The 13,776-nt window shown below is 60.9% G+C and carries 5 protein-coding genes; all 5 read left to right on the top strand.

Going from position 1 to position 13,776, the window contains the following annotated elements; genetic code table 11:
- Nucleotides 1–146 precede the first annotated feature (146 nt).
- The 5 genes from aqpZ (at nt 147) to DWU98_RS17300 (ending at nt 13,739) form a co-directional block, all read left to right on the top strand.
- Nucleotides 147–890, top strand: a complete 744-nt coding sequence (gene aqpZ, locus DWU98_RS17320; RefSeq protein WP_115496821.1) for an aquaporin Z — start codon at nt 147–149, stop codon at nt 888–890.
- A gap of 122 nt (nt 891–1,012) precedes the next feature.
- Complete coding sequence (locus DWU98_RS17315) at nt 1,013–2,002, top strand: DedA family protein/thiosulfate sulfurtransferase GlpE (protein ID WP_115496820.1); 990 nt, start codon at nt 1,013–1,015, stop codon at nt 2,000–2,002.
- Between the two features lie 124 nt (nt 2,003–2,126).
- Entirely contained in the window at nt 2,127–4,211 is a 2,085-nt protein-coding gene (locus tag DWU98_RS17310; protein WP_115496879.1) for a S46 family peptidase, read from the top strand.
- Nucleotides 4,212–4,431: 220 nt separating this feature from the next.
- A complete protein-coding gene (locus DWU98_RS17305; protein ID WP_115496819.1) occupies nt 4,432–13,056 on the top strand; it encodes a glycoside hydrolase family 94 protein in 8,625 nt (2,874 codons plus the stop codon).
- Entirely contained in the window at nt 13,053–13,739 is a 687-nt protein-coding gene (locus DWU98_RS17300) for an HAD family hydrolase (protein ID WP_115496818.1), read from the top strand. The genes DWU98_RS17305 and DWU98_RS17300 overlap by 4 nt, the downstream gene beginning before the upstream one ends.
- Nucleotides 13,740–13,776 lie beyond the last annotated feature (37 nt).

Genomic DNA, 13,776 nt, shown 5'->3' with positions numbered 1-13,776 from the left:
AACACTTTCTTCAGGGCAAAAGGCGTGGTATTACCCGCTTAGCCATGGCTCGCAGGCACGTGCTCCATGGCGCAAGGGGACGTAAGGCGTCGCAAGAAAGAAAGACGTAGCGGTTTCGCTAATCATTTCATTGATTGGAGACGATTATGTTCAAACGACTTTGTGCAGAATTTTTCGGAACGTTCTGGCTGGTACTCGGTGGATGCGGCAGTGCCGTGTTGGCGGCGGCGTTTCCGGGACTTGGCATCGGCTTTGTAGGCGTGGCGCTGGCATTCGGGCTTACCGTTGTCACCATGGCATACGCATGTGCAGGGATTTCCGGCGCGCATTTCAATCCGGCGGTCACCGTGGGGCTCTTTGCGGGTGGGCGCTTCAGCGGCAAGGACGTCATCCCATACATCGTTGCGCAAGTGATCGGGGCGATTGTGGCAGCCGCGGTTATCTACGTGATCGCCAGCGGCAAACCGGGCTTTGATGCGACCACCAGCGGCTTTGCCTCCAACGGCTACGGCGAGCATTCGCCGGGCGGCTATTCGCTGCGGGCCTGTATCGTGAGCGAGTTCGTGCTTTCCGCGATGTTCGTCATGGTGATTCATGGCGCCACCGATCGGCGTGCACCTGCCGGGTTTGGCCCGCTGGCCATTGGTTTGGCGCTCACGCTGATCCACCTCATCAGCATTCCGGTCGATAACACCTCGGTCAATCCGGCGCGCAGCACCGGTGTGGCGTTGTTCCAGGGTACCTGGGCATTGCAGCAATTGTGGATGTTCTGGGTGGTACCGCTGATCGGCGGTGCAGCGGGCGGCCTGATCTTTCGTCACCTGCTGGGCGAGGACGTGGCCAAGCCCAGTTTGACCACGGATGTGCAGCCGGGCGTCAGCAGCGCCTGATCGTTCTGCGCATACGGTTTTGCACGGGGCGAGGCGGCTTTTTGGCCGCAACGCCCCCTGTGCAAGCTTGCAATCGGAGCCGTTAGCCCCAAGGATGCAGCCGTCCCGATCGAGGTTTGTCCGTGACGCATGCGATCGTCGCGCTGATTGCCGAATACGGCCTGCTGCTCGTCTTCATCAACGTCCTGGTGGAGCAGGCGGGTGTGCCTTTGCCGGCCGTGCCGACCCTAGTTGTTGCAGGGGCACTCGCTTCCGTCGGCAAACTGCCGCTGGCTGCAGTGATCGCGGTGGCGTTGGCCGCTTGTCTCATCAGCGATTTCGCCTGGTACTGGGCAGGTCGCCAGTACGGTGCCGTGGTAATGCGTACGCTTTGCCGCATTTCGCTTTCACCCGACTCCTGTGTCAAGCAATCGGAACTGCGTTTCCAGCGCTGGCGTGGGCAGATTCTGCTCATTGCCAAATTCGTGCCCGGTCTTTCCACCATTGCGCCGCCGCTGATGGGTGCGATGAAGCTCAGGCCGCAGGTATTCGTGCTGCTCGATGGTCTCGGTTCGCTGATCTGGATCGGCTTGGTCGTGGGCCTGGGGTATGCCTTTTCCCAGCAAATCGATCGCGTGCTGTTCGTGCTGGCCAGCGCTGGCACGATTACCGTGGAATGCCTGGCGGCGTTGCTGATCGCCTACATCCTGGTGAAGTGGTGGCAGCGCAAGCGGCTGTTGTTGTCACTGCGGCTGGCGCGCATCACGGTGGACGAGCTGCATCAATTGATCGAGGAGGGCAGAGCGCCCATCCTCGTGGATGTGCGCTCGCAGGCGGCGCGTCTGGTCGATGGGCGCATCATTCCCGGCGCGCTCATGGCAGACCTGCGCGGCATCGACCAGGAACTCAACCATGTCCCCATCGATCAGGAAGTGGTGATTTACTGCAGTTGCCCGAACGAAGTCTCTGCGGCGAAGGCGGCGAAGGGACTGCTGATGCAGGGATACCGCAAGGTGCGTCCTCTGCTGGGTGGGCTGGATGCATGGGCCGATGCAGGCTACGCCATCGATCAGGTCGCATCATCCGAGCAGGTTGCGCTAGAGGTGGTCATCGTGCCAACCCAGGCACCTTGATTTGGGCTCTTCCGATGGCGGGAAGGTGCCATCAGAAAGCCGTGCCAACCGTCATGTTGTTATGGTGTAACAGGCCGCCCATACTCGGTTTATCCGGCGCGCTGCGCCCCCTTGGGGAATGACCATGAAGCGAATGTTCGTGATGGCATTGACCGGTTTGTTCTTCACCGCCGCAGGCGCGGCCATGGCAGACGAAGGCATGTGGACGTTGGACCACTTGCCGGTGAAGCAGATGCAACAGCGCTACGGCTTTACGCCTAGCCCGCAGTGGATCGACCTGGTGCAACACGCGGCGCTGCGCCTGGCCGAAGGATGTTCGGGCTCGTTCGTATCGGCCAACGGACTGGTGATGACCAATCACCATTGCGCCAATGCCTGCCTTTCGCAGCTTTCCAAGGGTCATGAAGATTACATGTCCAATGGTTATGTCGCGCTCAAGCAGGAAGACGAACCAAAGTGTCCCGATGTCGAACTCAATCAACTCCAGTCGATTACCGATGTCACTGCGCAAGTAAACGCAGCGACCGCAGGCAAGACCGGTGCGGACCGCGTGAAGGCCGAGCGCGCTATCGACAGCAAGCTGGAACAGACCTGCGTCAACGGCGATGCCAAAACCTGGCGCTGCGATGTGATTACGCTGTACAACGGCGGCCGCTATGCGCTGTACAAATACCGCCGCTATCAGGACGTGCGTCTGGTCTTTGCGCCTGAGCAAAGCATTGCGTTCTTCGGCGGCGATCCGGATAACTTCAATTTCCCGCGCTACGATCTGGATGTCGCGTTCTTCCGCGCGTATGTCGATGACAAGCCGGCAAGCACGCCGCAGTTCTTCAAATTCTCCATGCAAGGGCCCAAGGCGGGCGAGCTCACGTTCGTGGTTGGCAATCCCGGCCAGACTCAGCGAGGCGTTCCATGGATTCAGTTGGCTGCCATGCGTGACTATCGTCTGGTGCCGTTCTTCGGTTTTCTGACGGAACTGCGCGGCGTGCTATGGCAATACGGCCGCGCCGGCGCCCAACAGACGAAAGAAGCACAGGATCTACGCTTCGGCTTGGAAAATACCATCAAGGTGTTCAACGGTTGGCTGCAGACGTTGGCCGATGAGAATGTCGTAGAACAAAAGCAAAAGCAGGATGCCGCGCTGCGTGAGTGGATGGCGGCCACGCCCGAGCGGCGTGCAAAATATGGCGATCCCTGGGCGGATCTGGCGCGTGCACAGGAGCGCAGCAAGGATCTGCGAGCACGCTATGACATGCTCGAAGGTGGCGATGGCTTCGCCGATCGCTTCGGTCAGCTCTTCGGCTACGCGCGCACGCTGGTGCGTGCGGCGGCCGAGCGTAACAAGCCCGATGGCGAACGCCTGCCGGATTACCGCCAGGCCAATCTTCCTGCCGTGCAGCAAGCGGTGGAGTCGGATGTACCGGTCTATCCACAATACGAACAGACGTTGCTCTCCTGGTCGTTGGAGAAGCTTCGTCAAGTGCTCGGCGCGGATGATCCCACCGTGCACGAAGTACTCGGCAAGCAATCGCCGGATGAACTGGCCCAACATTTGGTCAGCGGTACCCATCTGAGCGAAACCGCCGTGCGCAAGCAGCTTTGGGACGGGGGCGAGAAAGCCATCGAGGCATCGAACGATCCGCTGATCCAATTGGCGCGCCAAATCGATCCGGAATCGCGCACGATCCGCAAGCAATACGAAGACGAGGTCACCGCGCCTACCGATAAGGCGGATGAAACCATCGCCAAGGCACGCTTCGATCGCGATGGCATGTCGAGCTATCCGGATGCCACCTTCACGCTGCGCCTGTCCTACGGCAAAGTGGTGGGCTGGAACGAGAATGGCGCGCCGGTACCGCCGTTCACGTATTTCGGCGGGCTTTACAAACGCGCGACCGGTGCGGATCCCTTCAAGTTGCCTGACAGTTGGATCAAGGCGCAGGGTAGTCTCGATCCTGCCACGCCCATGGACTTCGTTACCGACAACGACATCATCGGCGGCAATTCCGGTAGTCCGGTCATTGATCGTGAAGGTCACGCCGTGGGTCTTATCTTCGACGGCAACATTCATTCGCTCGGTGGAGATTTCATTTACGACGGCAGCAACAACCGTGCCGTGGCGGTGGATACTGCCGCATTGGTCGAAGCCGTGCGCAAGGTCTACAACCTGCCGCGGCTCGCAGACGAATTAACGCAAGGCCATCTCTGACAAACCGGTCGCAGTCGCCATCCAGGTGACTGCGACCTCGCGCTTCCCGCCGTACCGGCGTGTTGCCAACGCGCGCGCCCATCCGCGTACCTCAATTTCACGCTTCGCCAGCTATTTTCTTTACTTTCCAGCGCCGCGACACATGCCTGCCGGCGCGCGGACCACGCCAGGACATCGCCTCGTTCTGGTCGAAAGCCATGTGTGAGCCGGACCGGGAGCGATGTTCAGGACCGACAAGTCAGTGCTTTTGCAAGCGGCGCTGCATCCCCAGGCGGCGCGTTATGGCGATGCGGCGACGGGCCAGACGTCCATGGAGCCGACGCTGCGTGCCGAACTGTTCAGCGCCGAGCAGATGGAACAGCATGGCGTCGCCTTGGCCAAGCAGCACAAGCTCAGCCCTCGTTCGGCGTCAGATGGGCTATTGAAGCGGCTGGACGAAAACGCAACGCTGCTATTGCAGGCCTGTGAGGCGCTTACCGCTGCGGCCAAGAGCAACCGGCGCATTTCACCCGCCGGCGAATGGCTGCTGGACAACTACTACCTCATCGAAGACCAGATCCGAATCGCCCGGCGTCATTTGCCGCGGCGCTACAACCGCGAACTGCCGCGGCTCGTGGGTGACGGTACCGATGGCGATGCGCTCCCGCGTGTCTACGTGCTGGCGTTGGAAACCATTTCGCACGGCGATGGCCGTGTGGATGACGAGAGCCTGGGGCGCTTCATCTCCGCCTATCAGAGCGTGCAGCCGTTGGCGTTGGGCGAGTTGTGGGCCATTCCGATCATGCTGCGCCTGGCTCTGATCGAGAATCTGCGTCGTGCGGCGGTGCGCGTGATGTCGGACTGGCGTTATCGCGACCAGGCCAGCCAGTGGGCGGACGTGCTCACTGAAATCGCCGAACACGATCCGAAGAGCGTCGTCATCGGCGTCGCCGACATGGCACGCTCCGACCCACCGATGACCAGTGCATTCGTAGCCGAACTCGCGCGACGCCTGCAGGGGCAGAGCCCCGTGCTTGCCATGCCGTTGACGTGGGTGGAGCAACGCCTCGCCGAAGCGGGCTCGAGCATCGAACATCAGTTGCAACTCGAAGCGCAGGAGCAGGCAGCCAATCAGGTATCAGTCGGCAACAGCATCGGCAGCCTGCGTCATCTGTCGGCGATCGATTGGCACGCGTTCGTGGAGCGCTTGAGCATCGTCGAACAGACGCTGCGCAAGGATCCGGCCGGCACGTATCCGCAGATGGATTTCGCCACGCGCGACCACTATCGGCACGTGGTGGAAAGGCTCGCACGCTCAAGCCCGCATGCAGAAGGCGAGGTGGCTCAGGCGGCGATTGAATTGGCGCAAACCCACGCTGAAGAGCGCGCGGTGGCTGGCCTCGGCTCCCACGTGGGCTGGTACCTGGTCGATGAAGGATTGGCCGCACTGGAACAGAAGGCCGGCTACCGTTACCACCGCTTGATGAACCTGCGGCGCGCATTGCTGCGCAGGTCGCTCGTGCTGTACATCAGCATCCTCACGCTGCTGACGCTCGCCTTCACGGCGCCGATCGTCCACGCGGCAAGCATCAGCCGTTATCCAGGCTGGGCGTTGGCGCTGATTGCCATCCCAGCACTGCTCGCAACCAGCCAGTTCGCCCTGGGGCTGATGAACTGGATCGTCACCGTGACGATATCGCCAAGTCTGTTGCCGCGTCTGGATTTCACGCGTGGCGTACCGCCGACCGCGCGCACCTTGGTAGTGGTGCCGGCATTGCTCGGCAATGTGCAGGACGTCGAGGACATGGTCGAGGCGCTGGAAGTGCACTTCCTGGCCAATCGCGACCAGAACATTCACTTCGCCCTGTTGAGCGATTTCAAGGATGCAAGCGAAGAATGGCTGGAAAACGATCCGACGATTCTCAGGCTTGCGCGACAGCATATCGACGCGCTTAACGCGAAATATGCGCCAGGCTCAGGCGATCGCTTCTATTTGCTGCACCGGCCGCGACGCTTCAATCGTGCCGACAACATGTGGATGGGTTACGAGCGAAAGCGTGGCAAGCTCGCCGACCTCAACCATTTGCTGTGTGCCGGCAAAACCAATGCGTTCTCGCTGATCGTGGGGCCCGTGGAAGCGCTGCGCGGCATCCATTATGTCGTTACGCTCGACTCCGATACCCAGCTTCCACGCGACGCAGCGCAGGCTTTCGCAAGCGTCATGGCGCATCCGCTCAATCGCCCGGTCTACGATGAGTCCCGGGGGCGCCTGCTGCGTGGTCACGGCATTCTGCAACCGCGGTTGGGTATCAGTCTGCCCAGCACGGCGCGTTCGCGCTACGCCACCCTGTTTGGCAGTGAAGTAGGTATTGATCCGTACACACGCATGGTGTCGGATGTCTATCAAGATCTATTTGGTGAGGGTTCGTTTATCGGCAAGGGCATCTATGACGTGGATGCCATCGCGCGATCGTTGAATGGACGCTTCCCCGAAAACACCGTTCTCAGCCACGACCTCATCGAAGGTTGCTATGCGCGCTCGGGCCTGCTGAGCGATGTGCCGCTGTACGAGGAGTATCCGTCCAGCTATGTCGGCGATTGTCAGCGTCGCCATCGTTGGATACGTGGCGACTGGCAGTTGCTGCCATGGATATTTCCACGTGTGCGCGACGCGGAGGGAAAGCGGGTCACGAATACGCTGGATGCCCTGTCGCGATGGAAGCTTTGGGACAACCTTCGGCGCAGTCTGGCCGCGCCATCGTTCGTGGCGCTATTCCTGATCAGTTGGCTGTGCTTTGCGGAGCCGATCACCTGGACCGTGGCAGTGCTGGCGCTGCTGTTCGCACTGCCGTTGCTCTCGTCGTTGTTGGCGTTCGCCCAGAAGCAGGTGGACATTTCCCTGAAATCCCACATGAAATCCGCGGCGGCACCGGCTGGTCAGCATATTGCGCGCGCGCTTTTCAGTCTGTCGACATTGCCGCACGAAGCGTGGTACAGCCTGGACGCCATTGGGCGCACACTCTGGCGCATGGCGGTCAGCCGGCGCAATCTTTTGCAGTGGCGGACATCGCGAGATGTTGAGCAGGAAGGTATGCAGTCGGTCGCGCGTACCTATCGCATGATGTGGATCAATCCGATTTTCGCCGTGTTGGCGGGTATTGCGATCTGGTCGCGGCGGCCGGAAACACTGGCGGTGGCGTTGCCGATTCTGCTGTTATGGCTGGTGGGTCCTGCGGTGATTCGCTGGTCGAGCGAGCAGCGCAAGGAGGACACGTTTGTACCTACGCGACGTCAGCGGCGTTTCCTGCGCGCGCTGTCCCGTCGCATCTGGGCTTTTTTTGAAACGTATGTCGGGCCGGAAGACAACTGGTTGCCACCCGACAACATGCAGGAAGTGCCTGCCAAGGTGGTCGCCCATCGTACTTCGCCCACCAATATTGGCCTGGCACTGCTTTCCTGTCTGGCAGCGTATGACTTTGGTTTCATCACCGCCGGGCGCCTGCTGGATCGTATTGCAAAGACGCTGCACACACTCGAAGGCATGGCGCGGTATCGCGGGCATCTGTACAACTGGTACGACACCGTCACCTTGCAGCCGCTTACACCGCACTATGTATCATCGGTGGATAGCGGCAATCTCGCGGCCCACCTGCTGACCTTGCGACCGGGATTATTGTCGTTGCTCGATGAGCCGCTGTTTCACGTGCGTGTGCTGGATGGCTTGCGCGACACGCTGACGTTACTGCGCGACACGTTGCCCGAAGGCAGCCACACCGCGGCTATCACAAGCCTGCGCCAGCTTCTGCAAGACATTGTGCAAGCACCGCCGCCGCCGCTGGATCGCATCGCGCTCATCGTGGCCGATCTGCAGGCGAAGATCGATGATTTGCGCACCATCGTTCCGGACGATGCTTCGTCGGAAGCGTTTTTCTGGTATCAGCGCCTGCGTGATCAGATCGGCGATCTCCGGCAGGAGATGGAATTGATATCGTCATGGGCGTCCGATTGGCCGGAGCAGGAAGATATCCCCACGCTGCGGCACGTTGTGCACGCTGTGGGTGCTGGCGGGGAACACGATGCATCAGGCCCGAAAGGGCGCCGTGACGAAATCTTGCGTCTGACCGTCGTGGTATCCGAACTGGCGACGATGGATTTTCGCTTTCTGTTCGATCCGCGCAAGAAGCTGCTCTCCATCGGCTACAACGTCGACGAGCGTCGCTTGGACGCGAGTTGCTACGACCTGCTCGCATCCGAGGCGCGCCTGGCCAGCTACCTCGCCATTGCGCAAGGGCAACTGCCGCAGGAAAGCTGGTTTGCATTGGGGCGTTTACTGACCACCGCCGACGGCAAGCCGGTATTGCTGTCCTGGTCCGGCTCGATGTTCGAATACCTGATGCCGATGCTGGTCATGCCCAGCTATGCCGGCACGCTGCTGGCGCAGACATGCCATGCCGCGGTCGAGCGACAGATCGAGTACGGTCAGCAAATGCGCGTGCCGTGGGGTGTTTCCGAATCGGGCTACAACACCGTCGACGTGCATTTGAACTATCAATACCGCGCGTTTGGCGTGCCTGGCCTGGGCCTGAAACGTGGCCTGGGCGATGACGTGGTTATCGCACCCTATGCCAGTGTAATGGCCTTGATGGTGGCGCCTGGGGATGCCTACGCAAACCTTGAGCGCCTTGCCGCCGAGGGCAGGCGAGGGCGCTTGGGCTTCTACGAAGCGATCGACTACACGCCGGCACGCGTGCCGCACGGGCAGACGTCCGTGCTGGTGGCGTCGTATATGGCGCACCACCAAGGCATGAGCCTGCTTTCGCTGGCGTACCTGCTGCTGGATCAACCCATGCAGAAACGCTTCGACAACGATCCTCAGTTCCGTGCCATTGCGTTATTGTTGCAGGAACGCGTACCTAAAAACGCGACGGAATATCTGCATGCGATCGGGCTGGAGACACTGCAAAGCGGCATCGCCATTGCCGATAACCCGTTGCGCGTGTTCAGCGATCCGAATATGCCGCGGCCGGCCGTGCAATTGCTGTCCAATGGGCGTTACCACGTGATGGTGAGCAGTGCCGGCGGCGGTTACAGCCGTTGCCGCGATCTGGCCGTGCACCGTTGGCATGAAGACATCACCAGCGACAATTGGGGGCAGTTCTGTTACCTGCGCGATGTGGAGAGCGGCGATTTCTGGTCGACCACGTATCAGCCAACGTTGACCAAGCCTGATCATTACGAAGCCATCTTTTCGGATGCGCGTGCGGAATTTCGCCTGCGCAAACACCATCTCGATGCGCATACCGAGATCGTGGTTTCCCCCGAGGACGATATCGAATTGCGACGTGTACGTTTGACGCATCGTGGTCGACGTCCGCGCACCGTCGAAATCACCACCTTTGCAGAGCTCGTGATCGCGCCGGCGGCCGCCGATGCCGCGCATCCGGCCTTCAGCAATCTGTTTGTGGAAACCGAGTGGGTGGAGTCTGCCCAGGCGCTGATCGGCACGCGTCGCCCGCGCGCCAACGATGAACGGGTGCCATGGATGTGTCACGTGATGGCTGTTCACGACGCCACCATTGACGATATTTCCTATGAGACGGATCGCGCGAAATTCATCGGGCGCGGACGCAGTAGCGTTCGGCCACTCGCGCTGAGCCGGTTACAGTCGCACGCACAGCTTTCCAATACGGTGGGGGCGGTGCTTGATCCGGTCGTTGCGATTCGTGTGCGCATTACCTTGCAGCCGGAACAATCGGCGACCATCGATATCGTCACGGGGGTGACGGACAGTCGCGACACGTGTCTGCATCTGGCGGAGAAATATCGCGACCGCCATCTCGCCGACCGCGTTTTCGATCTTGCCTGGACACACAGCCAGGTGTCGCTGACGCAGCTCAATGCCACGCACCTGGACGCCCGTTTGTACGAACGCATGGCTGCGTCCATTCTTTATGCCAACACCTTGCTGCGTGCCGAAGCGAGTGTGCTGCAAGCCAATCGACGTGGCCAATCGGGCTTGTGGGGGCAGGCCATCTCGGGCGATCTGCCGATCGTGCTGCTGCGCATCGGCGACATTGCCAACATTGAACTCGTGCGGCAGCTGGTACAGGCGCACGCGTATTGGCGCATGAAAGGTCTTGCTGTGGACCTGGTGATCTGGAATGAGGACCAGGCCGGTTATCGACAGGAATTGCAGGACCTCATCCTGGGCTTGATTGCTTCCGGCACAGAGGCGAATCTGATCGACCGCCCCGGTGGCATTTTCGTGCGGCCGTCGCAGCAGTTGTCGGCCGAAGACCGTGTGCTGGTGCAGTCGGTGGCGCGTATTGTGCTGTACGACAGCCGCGGCACGCTGGCCGAACAGATCGAGCGCCGGCGCGTGGAATCGCAACTGCCGGCGTTGGCGATCAACCAGTTGGCAGCACTTGAGCAAACAACGGCCGTGGATACGACCCAAGCGTTGCTCGATACGCTGCAGCTGACCAATCGCTATGGTGGTTTCTCGCGTGATCTGAGCGAATACGTCATCCTCCTGCGCGCTGGGCGGCCGACACCGGCACCATGGGCCAACGTACTGGCAAACCCTGATTTCGGTTGTGTGGTTTCCGAGTCCGGCAGCGCCTATACGTGGAGCGAAAACTCGCACGAATTCCGCTTGACGCCGTGGCACAACGACCCGATCAGCGACAGTTGCGGCGAAGCGATCTATCTGCGTGACGAGGAAAGCGGGCGCTATTGGTCGCCCACACCGCTGCCGCATCGTGGCAAGGGTGCCTATGTCACACGCCATGGCTTTGGCTATTCGGTGTTCGAACATGTCGAAGACGGCATCCGCACAGAACTGTGGATGTATGTGGCTTTGCATGTGCCGATCAAATTCTGGGTGTTGCGCGTGCATAACCGTTCAGGCCGGGCGCGTCGTCTATCTGCCACCGGTTATGTGGAATGGGTGCTTGGTGATATGCGTAACAAGTACGCGATGCATATCGTGTCCGAGTCGGACCCTGTGACCGGCGCCTTGCTGGCGCGCAATGCCTACAACACGGAATTTCCAGGCCGCGTGGCTTTCTTCGATACCGATGCCACTACCCGCAGCGTGACGTGTGACCGCATGGAGTTCCTTGGGCGCAACGGCAGTCCACGCACGCCCGCCGCGATGGGGCGCACGGGTCTTTCCGGACGCATCGGGGCGGGGCTCGATCCATGCGCCGCCATCCAGGTGCCGTTCGAGCTTGGCAGGGATGAAACGCGCGAAGTGGTGTTCCGTCTGGGTGCGGCGCGTGATGCCAAGGGTGCCAGCGATCTGGCGCAACGCATGCGCGGATCGAACGCCGCCACGGCGGCGCTGGAAGAAGTGCGCATGCACTGGCGCTGGACGCTTGGCAAAGTGCAGGTGACTACGCCGGACCCTCAAGTGAACGCGCTGGCGAATGGCTGGCTGATGTATCAGGTGATTGCGGCACGCTTCTGGGGGCGCAGCGGTTATTACCAATCCGGCGGCGCTTTTGGTTTTCGTGATCAACTGCAGGATTCAATGGCGATGGTGCACGCCAGCCCCTACAGCGCGCGCCAGCATTTGCTGTTGTCCGCTGCGCACCAGTTCGTGGAGGGCGATGTGCAGCACTGGTGGCATCCACCATCCGACCGCGGTGTGCGTACGCATTGTTCCGATGATTACCTGTGGCTACCGCTGGCACTGAGCCGCTATGTGCATACCACGCACGACACGGGCGTGATGGACGAACGCATGGGCTTTATCGAGGGCCGTCCGCTTCGATCCGATGAGGAGTCTTATTACGATTTACCCGTGCGTTCACAACAGAGCGCCACGCTCTACGAACATTGCGTGCGTGCGATCGAACGCGGCATTGCTGCGCGCGGTCCGCACGGATTGCCCTTGATCGGCACCGGCGACTGGAACGACGGCATGAACAAGGTTGGCGAAAAGGGTACCGGAGAAAGTGTCTGGCTGGGCTTCTTCCTGTACGAAGTGCTGACCTCGTTTGCGCTGACCGCGCGTCGCCATCAGGACGAAGCCTTCGCCGCACGTTGCGAAGACGAAGCGGGCAAGCTGGCCGCTAACCTTCAGGAGCATGCGTGGGACGGTGCATGGTACCGGCGCGCGTATTTCGACGATGGTACGCCCCTGGGCTCCACGCAGAACGAAGAATGCCGCATCGATTCCATCGCGCAGAGCTGGTCGGTGTTGTCAGGAGGGGCCCCGCAAGAGCGTTACCACCAGGCCATGGAATCGCTGGACAAGCACTTGGTGAAGCGCGACGCGGGCATCATCCAATTGCTCGATCCACCGTTTGATCATGCGTCAATGGATCCTGGCTATATCAAAGGCTATGTTCCGGGTGTGCGTGAAAACGGCGGCCAATACACCCACGCTGCGATATGGGCAACGATGGCCTTTGCCGCCATGGGCGATGCGCGACGGGCATGGGAACTGCTGCACATGATCAGCCCGATCAACCACGGTGCTGGCGAGCGCATCGACACGTACAAAGTTGAGCCCTACGTGGTTGCCGCCGACATTTACTACGGCGGCGCGCATCAGGGGCGCGGCGGATGGACGTGGTACACCGGCTCGGCGGGCTGGATGTATCGGCTCATCCTGGAATCGCTGCTCGGGCTGCGCGTGGAAGGCGAAAGCCTGTACATCCAGCCTGTGCTTCCGCCAGACTGGACGGACTACCGCCTCAGCTACCGGCATCGCGAGACCGATTACCAGATCGTGGTGCATGCGCCGGCCGCTCAAGCAGGATCGCGTCGCATCCTGTTGAACGGCAAGCCGGTGGACGGCGACCGATTGCCGCTGATCGACGATGGCGGCGAGCACCACGTGGATGTTTATCTGTGAGCCAGAACAAAACAAACGCTTCTTACATTTTTTTGCTGGATGTCGACAACACCTTGCTCGACAACGACCGTTTCGGCGACGACCTGCGCGCGCACCTGGTGCGTGAGTTTGGGCAGCAGGAGTGCGACCGCTACTGGGCTATCTATGAGGAACTCAGGACCTCCGAAGGCTACGCCGATTACCTCGGTGCGCTGCAGCGCTTTCGTCAGGAGAACGACACGCGTCCCGGTGTTTTCACGATGGCGTACTGGCTGCTCGATTATCCCTTCGAGCATTGGCTGTACCCCGGGGCGCTGCAGGCGATCGAGCAGCTCAATGAACTTGGGCGCGCCGTGATCCTTTCCGATGGTGACAGCGTGTTTCAGCCGCACAAAATCGAACGTGCCGGTATCCGTGCCGCCGTGCGCGGCGAAGTGCTGATCTTCGTTCACAAAGAACTCGCGCTGGAAGCGATGCAGGCCCGGTACCCGGCTTCGCACTATGTGATGGTCGATGACAAGCCCAACCTGCTGGCCAAGGCCAAACTCAAGCTTGGCGACCGGCTGACCACCGTGTTCGTGCGCCAGGGGCACTATGCCGCGCGGGCCGATATGAGCCAGATCCAGCCCGCGCCGGACTGCACCATTGAAACCATTGGCGAGCTGCCGGCCCTGGCGGCTGGCCTGGTGCAGGCCGCGGCCTGAATCCCCGGCGACCGGCACGGCGCGTGCCCACAAAGGG

Origin of the sequence: Dyella monticola, from assembly GCF_003363155.1 — a bacterium.
GTDB lineage: Bacteria > Pseudomonadota > Gammaproteobacteria > Xanthomonadales > Rhodanobacteraceae > Dyella_B > Dyella_B monticola.
Note: the sequence above shows the minus strand (reverse complement) of the source record. Positions and strands in the feature narration are given on the sequence as shown.

Excerpts from the sequence above, each read along its gene's own strand:
- aqpZ (WP_115496821.1), top strand. The coding sequence starts at position 147 with ATGTTCAAACGACTTTGTGCAGAATTTTTCGGAACGTTCTGGCTGGTA.
- DWU98_RS17305 (WP_115496819.1), top strand. The coding sequence starts at position 4,432 with ATGTTCAGGACCGACAAGTCAGTGCTTTTGCAAGCGGCGCTGCATCCC.
- DWU98_RS17310 (WP_115496879.1), top strand. The coding sequence starts at position 2,127 with ATGAAGCGAATGTTCGTGATGGCATTGACCGGTTTGTTCTTCACCGCC.